The sequence below is a fragment of the Streptomyces fagopyri genome, assembly GCF_009498275.1.
Taxonomy (GTDB): Bacteria; Actinomycetota; Actinomycetes; order Streptomycetales; family Streptomycetaceae; genus Streptomyces; species Streptomyces fagopyri.
In genome coordinates this window covers 7,772,355-7,790,518 of the sequence record NZ_CP045643.1, presented here as the reverse complement: position 1 = coordinate 7,790,518, position 18,164 = coordinate 7,772,355, and the positions used below count along the sequence as shown (strand labels likewise).

Here is an 18,164-nt window from a genome sequence, read left to right as displayed (position 1 = left end):
GGGACAATCACGCCAGGTCCCGTTCCCCCGGGAGGTCTGTCATGGCGTTCAGGTCGGCCCGCTCCGGCAAGGTGCCACGGGATCCGGTGCACCATCCGCTGTTCGCCCGCTACTACGCCCGTGTCAGCGTGGCCGCCGAGACGCGGCTGGGCATGGGCGGCGTTCGCGACCGGCTGCTCTCGGGACTCTCCGGCCGGGTCATCGAGATCGGCGCGGGCAACGGTCTGAACTTCGCGCACTATCCGGGTGCCGTCTCGGAGGTCGTCGCGATCGAACCGGAGCGGCGGCTGCGCCGGTCGGCCGTGGAGGCCGCTCTGCGCGCGGAGGTCCCCGTCGATGTGGCGCCGGGTGTGGCGGAGGCGCTGCCGGTCAAGAGCGAGGCCTTCGACGCGGCGGTGGTCTCGCTGGTGCTGTGCAGCGTGCGCGATGTGCCGCGCGCCCTGGCGGAGCTCCGGCGCGTGCTGCGGCCCGGTGGCACGCTGCGGTTCTTCGAGCACGGCGCGGGCGGCGGACGGGTGATGAAGGCCGCCCAGCGCGGTCTGGACCGTACGGTGTGGCCGCGGCTCAACGGCGGCTGCCATCTGGCCCGTGACCCGGTCGCCGCGCTGCGCGACGCCGGCTTCGAACTCGGCCCGTACCGGCCGCTGCTGATGCCCGAGAAGGGGCCGCGGCTGCCCACGTCGTACTGTGTGCTGGGCTCCGCGCGCCGGCCCGGCGTCCGCGAGACCGGCACGTCGTAGAGGCCCGCGCGTCACAGAGGCACGCGCGTCGTCGAGGCCCGCGCGGCATGGAGACCGGCAGGTCGCGGAGGCCGGCGCGCGACGGAGGCCGGAGCGTCACGGAGGCCCGCGCGTCACAGGGGCCGCGCGTCACAGGCTCCACTGGCGCAGCTCCCGCGCGATGTCGTGCACGGTCGCCTCACCGCCCTTCACCAGGCGGGCGAGTTCGCGCACCTGCTCGGGTGAGGTGACGACCTTGAGGCCGCTGGCGACGAGATAGGCGTACGCGACGGCCGAGGCGAACATCGCGTTGGAGCGTTCGAGCGCCGGGACGTGCAGCAGGAGCTGGAGCAGTGCGGCGGCGCGGTCGTGCGGACTGTCGTAGACGGGAATGCCGAATATCTCCGCCTCGTGCCGACTGACGGCGGCGACGAGGGCTCCCCAGTCGGTGACCTGGGGGTCTCCGGGCGTCTTCTGTTCGGCGATCATGAGAAGCCAGGCAAGGTCGACTCTGAGACTGCTCAAGGGATCAACGACGACCTTCGCGGGAGCCTTGGCGGGTGACTTCGCGGGAGCCTTCGCGGTCCGCGCCGAATTCCTCGGCGAAGACGGATTCGTACTGCTTCATGAAGTCGGAGGCGGCGTCGACGAAGGTGTGGCCCATCTCGCCGGTGTCCTGTCTGACCAGCTCCTCGATGTAGCGGTTCACGCTCATGCCGCGCGCGAGGGCCCGCTCCCGGGCGGCTCGGGCCGTGCCCTCGTCCACCCGCACGTTCAGTTGAGTCTTCGCCATACTTCGAAGCTAGCGCCGAAGTGCTAGCACCCGCAAGGGCCGGAAGGCGGCCGACCCAATAATCCGGAGGGACACCCCCTGTGGGCGGGATCACATTACGCTCGGGCGGGACACGAATGCCGGGACGTCGATCGCCCAGGAGGCGGCTTTGCCCACATCAGCTGCGGAGCACGCCGTCGGCCACGGAGACGCCGACGGGATCGCGGCCCGCGCCCACGGACTGACGAAGGCGTACGGCTCGGGCGAGACGGCCGTCCTCGCCCTCGACTCGGTCGACGTGGCCATCGCGCGCGGCCGCTTCACCGCGGTCATGGGCCCTTCGGGCTCGGGGAAGTCGACGTTGATGCACTGCCTGGCGGGGCTCGACACCGTTTCGGCCGGGCAGGTGTGGCTCGGCGGCACCGAGATCACGGGACTCAAGGACCGCGAGCTGACCCGGTTGCGCCGGGACCGGATCGGGTTCATGTTCCAGTCGTTCAACCTGATACCGACGCTCAACGCGGCCGAGAACATCACGCTGCCGATGGACATCGCGGGTCAGCGGCCCGACCGGAAGTGGCTGGACCAGGTCATCGACACGCTCGGGCTGCGCGACCGGCTCAAGCACCGTCCCGCACAGCTCTCCGGTGGCCAGCAGCAGCGCGTCGCCTGCGCGCGGGCGCTCGCCTCCCGCCCCGAACTGATCTTCGCGGACGAGCCGACCGGCAACCTCGACTCCCGTGCGGGTCTGGAGGTCCTCGCCTTCCTGCGCGACGCGGTCGACGAGCTCGGCCAGACCGTCGTCATGGTCACGCACGATCCCGGTGCGGCCGCCCACTCCGACCTGGTGCTCTTCCTCGCGGACGGGCGGATCGTGGACGAGATGGAGCGGCCGACGGCCGAAGCGGTGCTGGAGCGCATGAAGCGCTTCGACACGGTCCGGGCGAACTCCGAGGGCTCCGCACCTCCCGGGGGGAGCACACCCCCCGAGGGCTCCGCACCCCTCGACGGCTCCGCACCCTCCGAGGCGAGCGCACCCCCCGAGGCGAGCGCACCTCCGGGGAGGGACTCCCACCCGCCGAAGGCCGACGCCGGCGCCGGCACGGTTCCGCCCCAGGCGGGCGCCGACCGCGTCGCGCTCCCCGGAGCGGACTCCGCGGCGGACCCCGGCACCGTGACGGCCGACGGCGGCGCGGGCCACGCGCCCCAGGACAAGGACTGAGGCGGCCGTGCTCAAGGCGACTCTGCGCAGTTTCCTCGCCCACAAGGGGCGGCTGCTCCTCTCCGCGCTGGCCGTCGTGCTGTCCGTGGCGTTCGTCGCCGGCAGCCTGATCTTCTCGGACACGGTCACCCGTACCTTCGACCGGCTCTTCGCCTCCACCTCGGCGGACGTGACCGTGTCCCCCAAGAACGATCTCGACTCACAGATACCGACCGGCGCCACCCCGACCCTGCCCGCCTCGCTCGCGGACCGGCTGGCGAAGGTGGACGGCGTCGCGGCCGCCCATGTCGACGCGGCCGTCGAGAACCTCACCATCGTCGACCGCGAGAACGAGTCGGTCGGGCCCACCTCGGGCGCACCGACCATCGCCACCAACTGGCAGCCCAGCGAGCGCAGTCCGGTGAAACTGACCTCCGGTCACGCTCCGCACGGAGCCGGCGAGGCACTGCTCGACGCGGATACCGCCGACCGCAAGCACATCCGCGTCGGCGACACCCTCACCGTGCAGGCGCAGCCCGGCACGTTCGAGGTCCGGATCGTCGGCATCGCCACCTTCACCACCACCAACCCCGGTGCCGCACTGCTGTTCCTCGACACCCCGACCGCGCAGACCAGGCTGCTGGGTGGCACCGCCGCCGCCACGAGCATCTCGCTGGACGCGGCGCCGGGGGTCGACGACGCCGTGCTCAAGCAACGCGTGGCCGCCGAACTCGGCACGAAGACGTACGACTTGAAGACGGCCGACGAGCAGGCCGAGGACGCCGCCGCACAGCTCGGCGGCTTCCTGGACGTCATCAAGTACGTGATGCTCGGCTTCGCCGGGATCGCCGTGCTCGTCGGCGTCTTCCTCATCGTCAACACCTTCTCGATGCTCATCGCCCAACGCACGCGGGAACTCGGCCTGTTGCGTGCGCTGGGCGCGGACCGGCGGCAGGTGCGACGGTCCGTGCTGACCGAGGCGCTGCTGCTCGGACTGGTCGGCTCGACGCTCGGTCTGGCCGCGGGCATCGGGCTCGCCCTCGGACTGATCAAGCTGATGACCGCGTTCGGGATGAATCTCAAGTCGACCGAGATGGTGATCGGTTGGGGGACCCCCGTCGCGTCGTACGTCGTCGGGGTCGGCGTCACGTTCGTGGCGGCGTACCTCCCCGCCCGGCGCGCGGCCGGCGTCTCCCCGATGGCGGCTCTCGCGGACGCCGAGGTCGCCGGGCTGGGAAGGCCGTTGCGGGTCAGGGGCGTCGTCGGCGCGGTCGTGGGGCTGGCGGGCGTCGCCGCGCTCGGCGGGTGCGTCGCGGCGTCGAAGACCTCGACGGCCGGCTCGCTGCTGGGACTCGGGGTCGTCCTCACCCTCGTGGCGACGGTGATCGCGGGCCCGCTCCTGGTCCGACCGGTGATCAAGGTCCTGGGCGGGGCCTTCCCCGCCCTGTTCGGATCGGTCGGCCGGATGAGCCAGCGCAACGCCCTGCGCAATCCCCGGCGTACCGGTGCCACCGCCTCCGCCCTGATGGTGGGCCTGGCCCTGGTCGGCGGGATGTCCGTGGCGAGCGCCTCCATGAGCAAGTCCTTCGACCAGCAGATCGACAAGACGCTGGGCGCCGACTTCGTCATCCAGAACAGCAACTTCGTGCCGTTCTCCCGGGAGGTCACCGACAAGGTGCGGGGCACGGACGGCGTCGCCCTCGTCGTCCGCCAGCGCTTCACACCGGTCGCGGTGCGGCTGCCGGACGGCAAGCGGATCGAGACGACCGCCGCGGGTTACGATCCGCGGCTCGACGACGTCGCCCACCTCACGTACGCCGAGGGGGACACCGCGGCGGCGCTCGGAGTGGGGCATCTCGCCATGGACGCGAAGTTCGCGCGGGAGCACGGCGTGCGCCTGGGCGGTACGGTCCCCGTCGAGTTCCCCGCCGGGCGCCACGCCGATCTGACGGTCACCGCGCTCACCGACCAGGAGTCCGCCGAGGGGTTCGGCATGCAGGGCGGGCTGTACGTCGGTTTCGCCACGATCGAGAAGTACGTGCCGGGCGGACAGGACTCCACGCTGTACGTGAACGCGACGTCGGGCACGGGCGCCGACCAGCTGCGCTCGCGGCTGGAGAAGACGCTCGAGCCGTATCCGCAGGTACAGGTGCGCGACCAGGGCGACTACAAGAAGCTGGTCCACGACCAGATCGCGGTCCTGCTCTATCTCGTCTACGCCCTGCTCGGACTCGCGATCGTCATCGCGGTGCTCGGCGTGGTCAACACCCTGGCCCTGTCGGTCGTCGAGCGCACCCGGGAGATCGGACTGCTGCGCGCCATCGGTCTCGGCCGCCGCCAGCTGCGCCGGATGATCCGTCTGGAGTCGGTGGTGATCGCCGTGTTCGGCGCGATCCTCGGTCTCGTCCTGGGACTGGTCTGGGGCGTCTGTGTCCAGCAGGTGCTCGCGCTCCAGGGTCTGACGGCGTTCGCCGTTCCCTGGGGGACCATCGTCGCGGTGGTGGTGGGTTCGGCCGTGGTGGGCATCGTCGCGGCGCTGCTCCCGGCACTGCGCGCGTCGCGGATGAACGTACTGGCGGCGATCGCGCACGAGTGATGCCCGCGGTTCCGCCCGTCCCCGCGAGGACGGGTCGCCCGGGACCTCCCGCCCCACGGTGCTGGAGCCGGCCACGAGGGAGGTGTTCGCGCCTGTCGTGGACGCGTCGCGCGGACCGTGGAGCCGGTGCCGCCCGGATCAGGGCGTCCCAGATCGTGGAATTCCGGGTCGCCGCGCGGAGCGCGTGATGGGATCGGCGCATGACCGACCTGCTGATCCGGGCCGCGACGCCCGAGGACCTCGACACGGTGCTGGCCTTCTGGAGGACCGCCGCCGAGGGCACCAGCATCAGTGACGACCGGGACGGCGTGGAGCGACTGGTCGCCCGTGATCCCGAGGCGCTGATCCTGGCCGTGCGTGAGGGGGAGCTCGTGGGGACGGTGATCGCGGGCTTCGACGGCTGGCGCTGCCATCTGTACCGGCTGGCGGTCCATCCCGGCCGACGGCGTCTCGGCGTCGGGTCGGCGCTGCTCGCCGCCGCCGAGGAGCGGTTCGTACGGCTCGGGGGGCGGCGCGGGGACGCGATGGTGCTGCGACGGAACGAGACCGCGCAGCATGCGTGGCGGGCGGCCGGGTACGTGCCCGAGGAGGCATGGCGACGGTGGGTGAAGCCGCTCACCGGTTAGGTCCCCCACCCCACCAGAGGCGGGCCTTTACTCATCCTTTACCATGGGGGGATCTGCAGATCACCGCACACGTCCCCCGTGGCCCAGCCGGTCCCATTGATGCGGCCGGCTCAGTCGGCTCAGTGAAAGGTGTGAGCGTCCGCCCATGGGCGAGCCTCCCGGTACCCGACCTCGCGGTACCCGACATCGCGCGATCCCCCCGGCCCTGGCCGATCATGGGACGGAGGTGACCCGATGACCGAAGTGCTCCTCCTCCTGGTGGCGGTACTGCTCTCCCTGGCCTGTGGCGTCTTCGTCGCGGCGGAGTTCTCGCTGACCACGGTCGAGCGCAGTGAGCTGGAGCGTGCCGTCGAACGCGGCGAGCGCGGCGCTTCGGGCGCCCTCAAGGCCGTACGGAACCTCACCTTCCAGCTGTCCGGCGCCCAGCTCGGCATCACCGTCACCAACCTGGTCGTCGGCATGCTCTCCGAGTCGTCGATCGCCAAGCTCATCGCCGGGCCCCTGGAGTCGGCCGGGATCTCCCCGTCCGCGTCGATGTCGGTGGCCCTGGTGCTCGGTACGGCGCTGTCGACCCTCTTCCTGATGGTCGTCGGCGAGCTGGTGCCCAAGAACTGGGCGATCTCCGCACCGCTGGCCATGGCCAGGCGGGTGGCGACGCCGCAGCGCTGGTTCAGTGCCGCGTTCCGTCCGTTCATCTCGCACCTCAACAACACCGCGAACCGTGTCGTACGCCGTTTCGGTCTCGAACCCGCCGAGGAGCTGGCCTCCGCGCGCGGACCCCAGGAGCTGGTCGCCCTCGCCCGGCACTCCGCCAAGCAGGGCGCTCTGGAGGCCGACACCGCGGAGCTGTTCGTGCGCACGCTGAACCTCGCCGACCTGTCCGCGGAGAACGTGATGACCCCGCGCGTCCAGGTCATCGCGCTGGACATCCAGGCGACCTGCGAGGACGTGGCGAACGCGACGCGGGCGACCGGCCTGTCCCGCTTCCCGGTGCACCGTGGCAGTCTCGACGCCGTGGTCGGCGTCGCGCACATCAAGGACGTACTGGCGCTGTCCGCCGAACGCAGGGCCCGCACCCCGGTCTCCCAGATCATGCGCGAGCCCCTGTTCGTACCGGAGTCCCTGACCGTCGACCGGCTGCTGGACCGGCTCTCCGGCAAGCGCACCATGGCCGTGGTCATCGACGAGTACGGCGGCACGGCCGGGGTCGCCACCCTGGAGGACATCGTCGAGGAGGTCGTCGGTGAGGTCCGCGACGAGCACGACCCCCACGAGACCCCCGACCTGGCCCCGGCCGACTCCGACAGCGAGGGGCGCAGCCTCTACTCGGCCGACGGCGCCGCCCGTACGGACCAGCTGGCCCGGCTCGGGCTGCGGGTCCCGGACGGCCCGTACGAGACGCTGGCCGGCTTCCTCGCGACCGAGCTCGGCCGCATTCCGGCCGTCGGGGACGACGTCGAGGTCGCCGGGTGGCGGCTCCAGGTGGTGGACGCCTCGGGGCGGCGGGCCGCACGGGTACTGCTGCACGCACCGCTGGACGGGCACGAGGAGGGGACGCGATGACCGCCGTACAACTGCTGATCGGCCTGGCCACGCTGGTCGTGAACGCCTTCTTCGTGGGCGCCGAGTTCGCGCTGATCTCGGTGCGCCGCAGTCAGATCGAACCCCACGCCGACCGGGGCGACCGCAGGGCGCGCAGTGTGCTGTGGGGTCTGGAGCACGTGTCCGCGCTGCTGGCGGCCGCGCAGCTGGGCATCACCCTGTGCACGCTGGTCCTCGGCATCGTGGCCGAACCCGCGATCGCGCACCTGCTGGAGCCGGTGTTCCACGCCGTGGGCGTCTCGCAGGGCGCGGGCCACGCGGTCTCGTTCGTGATCGCGCTCACCCTGGCGACGTATCTGCACATGCTGTTCGGCGAGATGGTCCCGAAGAACATCGCGCTCGCCGAGCCCGTGCGCACCGCACTGCTGCTCGGGCCGCCGCTGGTCGGGCTCTCCCGCGCGTTGCGGCCGGTGATCTTCACCGTCAACGCGTTCGCCAACGGCCTGCTCAAGCTGCTGCGGGTCGAGACGAAGGACGAGGTCGCCGCGGCCTTCTCCGACGACGAACTGGCCCGGCTCGTCAAGGACTCCGGAGCGGCCGGGCTCATCGACGACCGCGCCCAGGAGCGGCTGCACGACGTCCTGGAGCTCGGCCGCCGCCCCGTACGCGATGTCGTCCTCCCGCTGGAGGGCGTCGTGTACGCGAGCGTGGGCGTCACCCCCGAGGGGCTGGAGCGGCTGTCCGCCGAGTCCGGGTTCTCGCGCTTCCCGGTGGTGGACGAGGCGCGTCGCATCGTCGGCTATCTGCACGTCAAGGACGCGCTGGACGCGATGCCGCGCGACCTGCCGTTCCGGGTGCAGGACATGCGGCCCATCGCGCGGGTCCGGGAGAGCACCCCGCTGGACGACGTGCTCACCGCGATGCGGCGCAGCCGGACGCATCTCGCGGCGGTCATGGGCAGCGACGGACGCCTCGCGGGGCTGGTGACGATGGAGGACGTCCTGCGGGAGCTGTTCGACCAGGTGGTGTGACGCACCGGTGTGTCGCGCCCGGGGCGGCCGGTACGCCGGTACGCCGGTACGCCGGTAGGGCGCCCGGAGGCCCGACCGACCGACGAGTATGCGCGCGGGTTACCATCTTTTCCGCCATGCAGACGAATGCCACGTACACCAGTCTTGTCGCGGTCGGCGACTCCTTCACCGAGGGCATGTCGGACCTGTTGCCCGACGGTTCGTACCGCGGCTGGGCCGACATCCTGGCCGGCCGGATGGCCGCACTGACCCCCGACTTCCGCTACGCCAACCTCGCGGTGCGCGGCAAGCTCATCGGGCAGATCGTGGCCGAGCAGGTGGACGTGGCGGCCGCGATGCGCCCCGACGTGATCACCCTGGTCGGCGGCCTCAACGACACCCTGCGTCCCAAGGTCGACATGGGCCGGGTCCGCGGGCTGCTCGAGGAGGCCGTGGAGCGTCTCGCCCCCGCCTGCGAGCAGCTCGTCCTGATGCGCAGCCCGGGCCGCAACGGTCCGGTGCTCGAACGGTTCCGGCCGCGTATGGAGGAGCTCTTCGGCGTCGTCGACGATCTGGCGAAGCGGCACGACGCGCTGGTGGTCGACCTGTACGGGGCGCCGTCGCTCTCCGATCCCCGGATGTGGGACGTGGACCGGCTGCACCTGACGCCCGACGGCCACCGCCGGGTCGCGGAGGCCGTCTGGCAGAAGCTCGGCCTCTCGCCCGAGGACCCCGAGTGGCATGCGCCGGTGCCGCCCACGGCACCGCCCGGCTGGACGGCCCGCCGCACCGCCGACGTCCGCTTCGCCAAGCAGCACCTGCTGCCCTGGATAGGCCGACGGCTCACAGGCCGCTCGTCGGGTGACGGCCGCCCGGCCAAACGCCCGGAGCTGCTGCCGTACGAGGGCCCGCTGGGGTAGCCCGGAGACATACCGACGCCGCCGGCGTACCAAGGCCGCTCCTCGCCCAGGTGACCGCCCTGGGCGGCAGGATCCTGGCGTGCCGGTGCTCCCCCGAGCTGTGCCACGACGACGTCCTCGCCGAGCCGGCCGGCACCCGGCGCCCCCGCACGGCCCGCGACGCCTTGTAGGTTCCGCCGACAAACCCCCCGGCGCTGGCCTGCACGAATCGCCAGTAGACTCCCTACACGTGACTGCCGCGCCCGCAAAGCCCCGTATCCCCAACGTCCTCGCCGGACGCTACGCCTCCGCCGAGCTCGCCACGCTCTGGTCCCCCGAGCAGAAGGTGAGGCTGGAGCGTCAGCTCTGGCTCGCCGTGCTGCGGGCGCAGAAGGACCTCGGGATCGAGGTGCCGGACGCCGCCATCGCCGACTACGAGCGTGTCCTCGACCAGGTCGACCTGGCCTCGATCGCCGAGCGCGAGAAGGTCACCCGGCACGACGTGAAGGCGCGGATCGAGGAGTTCAACGACCTCGCCGGGCACGAGCACGTGCACAAGGGCATGACGTCCCGGGACCTCACCGAGAACGTCGAGCAGTTGCAGATCCGGCTCTCGCTCGAGCTGACGCGGGACCGCACGGTGGCCGTACTGACGCGGCTCGGCAAGCTCGCGGGTGAGTACGCCGAGCTGGTCATGGCGGGCCGCTCGCACAACGTCGCGGCGCAGGCGACCACGCTCGGCAAGCGTTTCGCGACCGCCGCCGACGAGCTGCTCGTCGCGTACGGCCGGGTCGAGGAGCTGCTCGGCCGCTACCCGCTGCGCGGCGTCAAGGGCCCGGTCGGCACGGCGCAGGACATGCTGGACCTGCTGGACGGGGACGCGGCGAAGCTCGCCGACCTGGAGCGGCGCGTCGCCGGGCACCTCGGTTTCTCGCAGGCCTTCACCTCCGTGGGTCAGGTCTACCCGCGCTCGCTGGACTACGAGGTCGTCACCGCGCTGGTGCAGCTGGCGGCCGCCCCGTCGTCGCTGGCCAAGACGATCCGGCTGATGGCCGGGCACGAGCTGGTCACCGAGGGCTTCAAGCCGGGCCAGGTCGGCTCGTCCGCCATGCCCCACAAGATGAACACCCGCTCCTGCGAGCGCGTCAACGGCCTGATGGTCATCCTGCGGGGCTACGCCTCGATGACCGGTGAGCTGGCGGGCGACCAGTGGAACGAGGGCGACGTCTCCTGCTCGGTGGTGCGCCGGGTCGCGCTGCCCGACGCGTTCTTCGCGCTGGACGGACTGCTGGAGACCTTCCTGACCGTCCTCGACGAGTTCGGCGCGTTCCCGGCGGTCGTGGCCCGCGAACTCGACCGCTACCTGCCGTTCCTCGCGACCACCAAGGTCCTGATGGGCGCGGTGCGGGCCGGCGTCGGCCGTGAGGTCGCCCACGAGGCGATCAAGGAGAACGCGGTCGCCTCCGCCCTCGCGATGCGCGAGCAGGGCGCCGAGCGCAACGAGCTGCTGGACAAGCTCGCCGCGGACGAGCGCATCCCGCTCGACCGTGCCCAGCTCGACGCGCTGATGGCCGACAAGCTGTCCTTCACGGGCGCCGCCGCCGACCAGGTCGCCGTCGTCGTCGCCCGCGTGGAGGAGATCGCGAAGCGGCACCCGGAGGCCGCGGGTTACACCCCGGGGGCGATCCTCTGACGCGGCTGACTCCCGCGGATCTGGAGGCCGCCCGCGACCGGCTCGTGCCGGATGTCGTCGCGGACGGCCTCCGCGTCCTGTTCTGCGGTATCAACCCCGGTCTGATGACGGCCGCCACGGGCCATCACTTCGCCCGGCCCGGCAACCGGTTCTGGCCGGTGCTCCACCTGTCGGGCTTCACCCCCCGCCTGCTGAAGCCCTCGGAACAGGACGAACTGCTGTCCTACGGGCTCGGCATCACGAACGTGGTGGCCCGGGCGACGGCGCGGGCCGACGAGCTGACCCCGGACGAGTACCGGGAGGGCGGCCGGCTGCTCGGCGCGAAGGTGGAACGGCTGCGGCCGAGCTGGCTCGCGGTGGTGGGGGTAACCGCGTACAGGTCAGCCTTCGGCGAACGCGGGGCGGCGATCGGCCCGCAGGAACGGCGGATCGGGTCCAGCCGGGTGTGGGTGCTGCCCAATCCCAGCGGGCTCAACGCGCACTGGACGGCCGCGACGATGGCGGAGGAGTTCGGACGCCTGCGGTCGGCCGCCGCCGGGGACCTGAGGAACTAGCTCCCGGGGACACGCGTCCCCGCGGTGCCGGTTCCCGGGCTCACGCCTCCCGGCGGCGTCGACTCCCGGGCTCACGCCTCCCGGCGGCGTCGGCTCCCAGGCTCACGCGTCCCGGCGGCGCACACTCCACGCGCCCGCGAGCAGGGCGGCCGCGGCCCACAGCGCGGTCACCCCGAGTCCGGCCCAGGGCCCCGGGCCGCCGTCCGCCGATTCGTGCAGCACCGCCTGTCCCGCCTTGTCCGGCAGGAAGTCCGCCACGGTGCCCGAGGCTCCCCCGACGACGAAGGACACGATCAGGAGGAACGGGACGAGGATGCTCAGGGTGGCGACTCCGCTGCGCAGAACGGCCGCGAGTCCCACCGCGAACAGGGCCATCAGGGTCAGATAGACCGCACAGCCGACGACACCGCGCAGCTCCTCCCCCCGGCTCAGTCCGTTCGCCCTGGCGCCCAGCACCGAGGTGCCCACGGCCAGGCTCGCGCCTCCCGTGACCAGACCGGTCACACATACCGGTCCCGCGACGGCCACCGCCTTGGCGAGGAACCACCGCGCGCGGTCGGGGACCGCGGCGAGCGAGACACGCAGGGCGCCGCCCCGGAACTCGGCCGAGACCGCCTGGGCGCCGAAGGCGACCGCCGCGATCTGCCCGAAGCAGACGCCGAAGAACGCCGAGAACAGCGGGTCGGAATCCTGGCCGCCCGAGTCGTCGAGACCGGCGAGCGCGGAGAAGGCCGTCGTGGCGAGGAGGACGGCTACCAGTCCCCCGACGAGCGACCGCACTGTACGGATTTTGATCCACTCGGCGCGGAGCGCGGGTACGAACGTCATGGTCGGGCCTCCTGCGGCCGCGTCGGGGCCGGCGTGCCGGCGAACTCGGTCTCGTTCGTCGTCAGATCCAGGTATGCCTCCTCCAACGTCGCTTCCTCCGCCGCGAGTTCGAGGATCGGCAGGTTCACGGCCGCCGCGAGGCGACCGATGTCCTCCACGCGGGCGCCGAGGGCGGTCCAGCGTCCGTCCTCACCCCGGACGGACTCGATGCCGTGCCGGGCGAGCAGGTCGCCCAGCACGGCGGCCCCTTCCGTGGTGCGCACCCGCACCCGGGGCCGCACCCGCGCGTCGATGAACTCGCGCAGGGACGTGTCGGCGAGAAGCCGGCCGCGGCCGAGGACGACGAGGTGGTCGGCGAAGGACGCGGTCTCGTTCATGAGGTGGCTGGAGACGAGGACCGTGCGGCCCTCCCGGGCCAGCTCGCGCATCAACTCCCGGATCCAGATGATCCCTTCGGGGTCGAGTCCGTTCGACGGTTCGTCGAGCAGCACCACGGGCGGGTCGCCGAGCAGCGCGGCGGCGATGCCCAGTCGCTGGCGCATGCCGAGGGAGTACGTCTTCACCCGGTGCCGCGCGACCGACGCGAGTCCCGCCTGATCGAGCACCTCGTCCACACGGCGTCCGGGGAGGCGGTTGCTCGCGGCGAGCGCGCGCAGATGGTCGCGGGCGGTCCGTGATCCGTGCGCGGCCCGCGCGTCGAGCAGCGCGCCCACGCTGCGCAACGGCCGGTGGAGGGTGGCGTAGGCACGGCCTCCGATGCGGGCGCTGCCGGAGGTGGGCCGGTCCAGGCCCAGTAGCAGCCGCATGGTGGTGGACTTCCCGGCGCCGTTGGGGCCGAGGAATCCGGTGACGCGGCCCGGGAGAACACGGAAGGTGAGGTGGTCCACGGCGCGCCTGCCGCCGTACTCCTTGGTCAGGTCTTGGACGTCGATGCTGGTCATGGGACCAGCGTGGCCGTCACCGACCGGCGGGCGCCTCCCCCGCGGGTGGAGATCGTCTCCCCCGCCCGGGGGACGTCGGCCGCCGGTGCCGCCTGGCACGATGGCGCGATGGCCCGCCTTCTGCGCCCGCTGTTCCGGGGGACGACGTACACGCGCCTGCTGCATCTGTGGGTACCCATGCTGTTCGTCAGCGTGTGGCTGTTCATCGACATGTCGAAGCCCTGGGTGCCCGCGGCGCTGCTGGTCCCCCTGGGGCTGGTCCCCGCCGTGCGGCGCGGCGAGGGGGTGCAGGCGCGCCACATGCTGGCGCGGGACAGTGAGGACACCGCGATCTCGGTCACGCCCTCGGCCACGTGGCGGGAAAGATGGCGCACCGTGCTCTGGCTGGAGGCGCGGATGGTGATGGGCGCGGCGGCCTGTGTGCTCACCGTCTGGCTGCCGATGACCTCCGTCGACGTGCTCAGGTCGGCGTGGAGTCCGGTCGACGGCCCGGTCGTGTCGGTGTCCCGCCCGCACGCGGCGTACGCGCTCCTCGCCCCGCTGCCGCTGCTCGCCCTCTACGCCGGCGTCGTCGGCCTCGGCGAGCTGACCACGGCCGTCGCACGCCGCCTTCTGGGCCCCTCCCCCGCCGAGCGGCTCACCGCCCTGGAGGAGCGCACCGAGCAGCTTCTGGAGCGCACGCGAATCGCCCGTGAGCTGCACGACTCGATCGGTCACGCGCTGACGGTGGCGGTGGTGCAGGCGGGCGCCGCGCGGGCGGCCGGCGACGCCGCGTTCACCGACCGGGCGCTCGGCGCCATCGAGGACACCGGCCGGGCCGCCCTGGAGGATCTGGAACGGGTGCTCGGTGTACTGCGCGAGCCGGGGCGCCCGGCGAGCGGCAGACCGACGCTGACCGAGGCCGACCGGCTCCTGGACTCGGCGCGCGCCTCGGGGGCGGAGGTCGACGCCGAGGTGACGGGCCCGCTGGAGACCGTGCCGGGGCCGGTGTCCCGCGAGGGGTACCGCATCCTCCAGGAGTCCCTCACCAACGTGCTGCGGCACGCGGGCGGTGTGCCGGTGCGGGTGCGCATCGCGGTCGACGGCCGCAGCCTCGGCCTGGAGGTCCGCAGTCCGCTGAACGGAAGGACACCGGGGTCCGGCCGGGGCAGCGGTCTGCGCGGGATACGGGAGCGGGCGGCGCTGCTCGGCGGACGGGCGCGAACCGGACCCGACGAGGGCGACTGGCAGGTGCGGGTGGACCTGCCGCTGCGCTGATCCGTGCCGGTCGGCACCCCCGCGTCCGCGCCGGCCGGCACCGGCCGGCCCGTTCCGTCGACGCCCGCTGGTCCGTCCCGGTCGGCGTCGGCGTCGGCGGGTCCATGCGGTCCACGTCCGCCGGTCCGTACCGCCGGCACCGGCCGCGCACGGTGGGCGGGAACCGGTGTCGGACCCGGGCCCCTGACGGTCCGTTGGGCGTGATCTACGCTGGCGGGATGCCGGTCACCGTGCTCCTCGTCGACGACGAACCCCTCGTACGGGCCGGGCTGCGCGCCGTCCTGGAGTCGCAGCCGGACATCGAGGTCGTCGGGGAGGCGGCCGACGGCGCCGCGGTGATCCCGCTGGTTCGGCGGTTGCGGCCGGACGTGGTCGCCATGGACGTCCGTATGCCCCTCATGGACGGCATCGAGGCCACCCGCGCGGTGCTGCGGACCGTCGCCGATCCACCGAAGATCCTCGTGGTGACGACGTTCGAGAACGACGAGTACGTCTACGAGGCGCTGCGCGCGGGTGCCGACGGGTTCCTGCTGAAGCGGGCAAGGCCGGCCGAGATCGTGCACGCCGTGCGGCTGGTCGCCGAGGGCGAGTCGCTGCTCTTCCCCGCTTCCGTACGGCAGTTGGCCGCCGCGTACGGGAGCGACGCGGGCAGTCCCGCGGCGCGGGCGGTCATGGAGCGGGCCGCGCTGACCGAGCGGGAGGCGGACGTGCTGCGGCTGATGGCGCGTGGGCTGTCGAACGCGGAGATGGCGGCGCGGCTGGTGGTCGGCACGGAGACGGTGAAGTCGCACGTCAGCGCCGTACTGGCGAAACTGGGCGCCCGGGACCGCACTCAGGCGGTGATCGCGGCGTACGAGTCGGGCTTCGTGGCCCCCGGCTGAGAACGACCCGCCGGTGACGAAGGGGGTCCCCGGCCCTCGCCGGAGCGCGCCGCGCCGAGTACGATCCGGCCAACACGCGCGCTAGCTGGGAGGACGGACGTTGGGGCGGTTGACCGGCGGGGACCCTTCTCTGCTGCGAAGGATCAATTCCGCGGTGGTGCTGCACGCGCTGCGGGCCACTGACTGCGCGACCCTCACCGAGGTCACCCGGGTGACCGGGCTCTCGCGGCCGACGGTCGAGGGCGTCGTCGAAGGGCTGATCGAGGCCGGGCTCGTGGTCGAGAAGGCGGCCGAGGAGGGCGCCGCACGGCGTCAGGGCCGCCCGGCACGCCGGTTCAGGTTCCGGGCCGAGGCGGGACATCTGCTGGGTCTGGAGATCGGACCGCACCGGGTCGCCGTGCTCCTGGCCGATCTGGACGGGCGGGTACTGGGCGCGCTCTCCAAGGAGGTGGACGAGGCGGCGCCGGCGGACGAGCGACTCGACCGGCTGCGCACAGCGGTCGCCGAGTTGCTGCGCCGGGCCGGGGTCGCCCGCAGTTCCCTGCGCGCGGTGGGCGTCGGAAGCCCCGGGATCGTCGAGGCGGACGGCACCGTTCGGCTGGGCACGGCGCTGCCGGAGTGGACGGGGCTGCGGCTGGGCGAGCGGCTGAGCCGTTCCTTCAAGTGCCCGGTGCTGGTGGAGAACGACGCCAACGCGGCGGCGGTCGCCGAGCACTGGAAGGGCTCGGCCACCGAGTCGGACGACGTGGTGTTCGTGCTGGCCGGGCTGAGCCCCGGCGCGGGGTCGCTGATCGGCGGACGGCTGCACCGGGGATACGGGGGCGCCGCCGGGGAGATCGGGGCGCTGCATCTGCTGGGCAGCGAGGCGACTCCCGAGACGCTCCTGTCGACCACGGACGAGCCGTTGCACCCGCTCGACGAGCAGGCCGTCGCCGAGGTCTTCGCACTCGCCAAGGGCGGCGACCAGCGGGCCGGCGCGGCGGTCGAACGCTTCATCCAGCGGCTCGTGCACGACGTGGCGGCCCTGGCCCTCGCCCTCGATCCCGAACTCGTCGTGATCGGCGGCTGGGCGGCCGGCCTGGACGGCGTACTGGAGCCGCTGCGACGCGAGTTGGCCCGCTACTGTCTGCGTCCGCCCAAGGTGACGCTCTCCCTCCTGGGCGAGGCCGCCATCGCGACGGGTGCCCTGCGGCTGGCCCTCGACCATGTGGAGGAACAGCTGTTCGCGGTGGAGGGAACCGTGACGGCGCGCCGCTGAACGACCGGACTCCCCGCCGGGACCGTCACCGTGAGCGGACGACCGCCCGCCGCCGGCCGTCCGCCGAGAACCGGCCGCCGAGAAACGCGCGTCGGCAACCGCACACCGGCCCGCATCCCAGGACCGGACGCCGGACGCCGACGAGTACGCCTCGGGAACCGCGCGCCGGACGCCGACCGGCACGCGCCGGGAACCGCGCGCCGACATCCGCACGACCACGACGAAACCCGCAGGCCCGAAACACCGCACCGCACCGCAGCCCGAGCCCGAAACACCGCACCGCACCACACCGCAGTCCGCCGCACCGCAGCCCGCCGCGCCGAAGAACGGCAGGCCAGGCCTGGTGGGCGAAAGCCGTCGCGCCCCCGGTGTACTCCGGGGGCGCGACGGTCAGAACTCGGCGGCAGCCCCGCCGTACGGCTCCCGCTCACCCGCGACGCTGATCGCGGCGAGCCCCGGGACTTCAGGAAGCCCGGCGCTCCGGGTCGTGGTGGATCTCCACGCCCCCGGAATCCCCGAAGGTCAGCCGGCAGGTGTCGGCGCGGTACGTGGCCACGGAGACCGCCGCGGTGCGCCCTCGCGCGTAGAACCGGGTCGTGACGACGAGGACGGGCGCTCCGGGCAGCCGGTCCAGCTCCTTGGCGTCGTCCGCGCCGGCCGAGCCGAGTTCGACGGCGCGGTCCTGGCCGTCCAGTTCGAGGCGCTGCAGTTCGCGGAGCACGGCACGCGCGCGTGCCGCCCCCACCGGCGCGTCTATCGCCGAGAGGTCGGGCACCGAGCCCGCCGGGACGTAGAGCAGCTCGGCGGCGACGGGCTGGCCGTGCGTACCCCGGGAGCGGCGGATGGTGTGCACCGCGACGTCATGGCCGGTCCGCAGGGCGTCGGCCACCGCGGCGGGCGGAACCGCCGTCGCGCAGTCCGTGGGCTGCCAGGCGTCGCCGACCGCGCCCGGCCACACGTGCTGCTCGGATCCGACGGCCACGCCCACGCGCGGCGGGGCCACGGTGGTGCCCACTCCGCGGCGCCGTTGCAGACGTCCTTCGAGCTCGAGCTGTTCGAGTGCCTGGCGCAGGGTGGCCCTGGCGACCCCGAACCTGGCCGCGAGATCGCGCTCGTTGGGCAGGATCTCGCCCACCGAGAACTCCGAGTCCAGTGCCTCGCTGAGCACCGTCCTGAGATGCCAGTACTTCGGCTCCGGCACCGTTTCCAACTGCGTGGTCCCCACCCTGTCCTCCGCAATCGCCGTGGCCCGGCGGCGTTTAGCGCCCTTGTTTAATAAAGGTTCCTGCACTATCCCTGCGACCATAAAGCCGCCCTCACCCTTGGTCAAGACCAATCCTCGATCCCTTACGCATTGCATAGGCGGGGTGCGGCGGAGCGTTCACGG

16 protein-coding genes and 2 pseudogenes are annotated in these 18,164 nt (G+C 72.7%); 13 read left to right on the top strand and 5 right to left on the bottom strand.

The genetic code is table 11. From position 1 onward, the window contains the following. Positions 1-41: 41 nt before the first annotated feature. Complete coding sequence (locus GFH48_RS33725) at positions 42-740, top strand: class I SAM-dependent methyltransferase (RefSeq protein WP_153291865.1); 699 nt, start codon at positions 42-44, stop codon at positions 738-740. Positions 741-869: 129 nt separating this feature from the next. On the opposite strand, the gene GFH48_RS33720 is transcribed toward GFH48_RS33725, so the two are convergent. Then, positions 870-1,244, bottom strand: a complete 375-nt coding sequence (locus tag GFH48_RS33720) for a fic family toxin-antitoxin system, toxin component (RefSeq protein WP_153291864.1) — start codon at positions 1,242-1,244, stop codon at positions 870-872. A gap of 4 nt (positions 1,245-1,248) precedes the next feature. Next, positions 1,249-1,512: a toxin-antitoxin system HicB family antitoxin gene (locus GFH48_RS33715; RefSeq protein ID WP_153291863.1), complete on the bottom strand. Its 264-nt coding sequence runs from the start codon at positions 1,510-1,512 to the stop codon at positions 1,249-1,251. Positions 1,513-1,660: 148 nt separating this feature from the next. Here GFH48_RS33715 and GFH48_RS33710 point away from each other — a divergent pair. The 9 genes and pseudogenes from GFH48_RS33710 to mug all read left to right on the top strand — a co-directional run. Beyond that, positions 1,661-2,464, top strand: a pseudogene (locus tag GFH48_RS33710) (ABC transporter ATP-binding protein); the annotation flags it as partial. 256 nt (positions 2,465-2,720) lie between these two features. Beyond that, positions 2,721-5,288: an FtsX-like permease family protein gene (locus GFH48_RS33705; protein WP_153291862.1), complete on the top strand. Its 2,568-nt coding sequence runs from the start codon at positions 2,721-2,723 to the stop codon at positions 5,286-5,288. A gap of 200 nt (positions 5,289-5,488) precedes the next feature. Then, positions 5,489-5,914 (top strand): GNAT family N-acetyltransferase, encoded by a 426-nt coding sequence (locus GFH48_RS33700; protein WP_153291861.1) that lies wholly within the window; start codon positions 5,489-5,491, stop codon positions 5,912-5,914. A 234-nt stretch (positions 5,915-6,148) separates the two neighbouring features. Continuing rightward, positions 6,149-7,477, top strand: a complete 1,329-nt coding sequence (locus GFH48_RS33695; protein ID WP_153291860.1) for a hemolysin family protein — start codon at positions 6,149-6,151, stop codon at positions 7,475-7,477. Further along, on the top strand, positions 7,474-8,487 hold the full coding sequence (locus tag GFH48_RS33690; RefSeq protein ID WP_153291859.1) for a hemolysin family protein: 1,014 nt from the start codon (positions 7,474-7,476) through the stop codon (positions 8,485-8,487). Before GFH48_RS33695 ends, GFH48_RS33690 begins: the two co-directional genes overlap by 4 nt. Before the next feature lie 116 nt (positions 8,488-8,603). Further along, entirely contained in the window at positions 8,604-9,386 is a 783-nt protein-coding gene (locus GFH48_RS33685) for an SGNH/GDSL hydrolase family protein (protein ID WP_153291858.1), read from the top strand. Between the two features lie 47 nt (positions 9,387-9,433). Continuing rightward, positions 9,434-9,556: pseudogene (locus GFH48_RS33680) on the top strand (DUF4326 domain-containing protein); the annotation flags it as partial. Positions 9,557-9,615: 59 nt separating this feature from the next. Then, positions 9,616-11,058 (top strand): adenylosuccinate lyase, encoded by a 1,443-nt coding sequence (gene purB, locus GFH48_RS33675; RefSeq protein ID WP_153291856.1) that lies wholly within the window; start codon positions 9,616-9,618, stop codon positions 11,056-11,058. Positions 11,059-11,102: 44 nt separating this feature from the next. Beyond that, positions 11,103-11,612, top strand: coding sequence for a G/U mismatch-specific DNA glycosylase (gene mug / locus GFH48_RS33670; RefSeq protein ID WP_228121069.1), 510 nt, complete (start codon positions 11,103-11,105; stop codon positions 11,610-11,612). Positions 11,613-11,714: 102 nt separating this feature from the next. On the opposite strand, the gene GFH48_RS33665 is transcribed toward mug, so the two are convergent. Next, positions 11,715-12,440, bottom strand: a complete 726-nt coding sequence (locus GFH48_RS33665) for an ABC transporter permease subunit (RefSeq protein ID WP_153291854.1) — start codon at positions 12,438-12,440, stop codon at positions 11,715-11,717. Next, the gene (locus GFH48_RS33660; protein WP_153291853.1) at positions 12,437-13,381 is read right to left on the bottom strand and encodes an ABC transporter ATP-binding protein; all 945 of its coding nucleotides are present in this window, start codon (positions 13,379-13,381) and stop codon (positions 12,437-12,439) included. The genes GFH48_RS33665 and GFH48_RS33660 overlap by 4 nt, the downstream gene beginning before the upstream one ends. Before the next feature lie 108 nt (positions 13,382-13,489). On the opposite strand from GFH48_RS33660, the gene GFH48_RS33655 reads away from it, so the two are divergent. From GFH48_RS33655 to GFH48_RS33645, 3 genes are all read left to right on the top strand, one after another. Further along, positions 13,490-14,638, top strand: a complete 1,149-nt coding sequence (locus GFH48_RS33655) for a sensor histidine kinase (protein ID WP_153291852.1) — start codon at positions 13,490-13,492, stop codon at positions 14,636-14,638. A 218-nt stretch (positions 14,639-14,856) separates the two neighbouring features. Next, entirely contained in the window at positions 14,857-15,519 is a 663-nt protein-coding gene (locus tag GFH48_RS33650) for a response regulator transcription factor (protein WP_153291851.1), read from the top strand. A 100-nt stretch (positions 15,520-15,619) separates the two neighbouring features. Beyond that, positions 15,620-16,777 carry an ROK family transcriptional regulator gene (locus GFH48_RS33645; protein WP_153291850.1) on the top strand — a complete coding sequence of 386 codons (1,158 nt, stop codon included), beginning with the start codon at positions 15,620-15,622 and terminating at the stop codon, positions 16,775-16,777. Positions 16,778-17,240: 463 nt separating this feature from the next. On the opposite strand, the gene GFH48_RS33640 is transcribed toward GFH48_RS33645, so the two are convergent. Then, positions 17,241-18,002, bottom strand: coding sequence for a GntR family transcriptional regulator (locus GFH48_RS33640; protein ID WP_153293232.1), 762 nt, complete (start codon positions 18,000-18,002; stop codon positions 17,241-17,243). Positions 18,003-18,164: the final 162 nt, after the last annotated feature.

Bases quoted from the DNA above. Each gene is read 5' to 3' on its own strand.
- GFH48_RS33715 (WP_153291863.1), bottom strand. From the start codon at position 1,512: ATGGCGAAGACTCAACTGAACGTGCGGGTGGACGAGGGCACGGCCCGA.
- GFH48_RS33695 (WP_153291860.1), top strand. From the start codon at position 6,149: ATGACCGAAGTGCTCCTCCTCCTGGTGGCGGTACTGCTCTCCCTGGCC.
- GFH48_RS33725 (WP_153291865.1), top strand. From the start codon at position 42: ATGGCGTTCAGGTCGGCCCGCTCCGGCAAGGTGCCACGGGATCCGGTG.
- GFH48_RS33660 (WP_153291853.1), bottom strand. From the start codon at position 13,381: ATGACCAGCATCGACGTCCAAGACCTGACCAAGGAGTACGGCGGCAGG.
- GFH48_RS33665 (WP_153291854.1), bottom strand. From the start codon at position 12,440: ATGACGTTCGTACCCGCGCTCCGCGCCGAGTGGATCAAAATCCGTACA.
- GFH48_RS33700 (WP_153291861.1), top strand. From the start codon at position 5,489: ATGACCGACCTGCTGATCCGGGCCGCGACGCCCGAGGACCTCGACACG.
- GFH48_RS33655 (WP_153291852.1), top strand. From the start codon at position 13,490: ATGGCCCGCCTTCTGCGCCCGCTGTTCCGGGGGACGACGTACACGCGC.
- GFH48_RS33685 (WP_153291858.1), top strand. From the start codon at position 8,604: ATGCAGACGAATGCCACGTACACCAGTCTTGTCGCGGTCGGCGACTCC.
- GFH48_RS33690 (WP_153291859.1), top strand. From the start codon at position 7,474: ATGACCGCCGTACAACTGCTGATCGGCCTGGCCACGCTGGTCGTGAAC.
- GFH48_RS33650 (WP_153291851.1), top strand. From the start codon at position 14,857: ATGCCGGTCACCGTGCTCCTCGTCGACGACGAACCCCTCGTACGGGCC.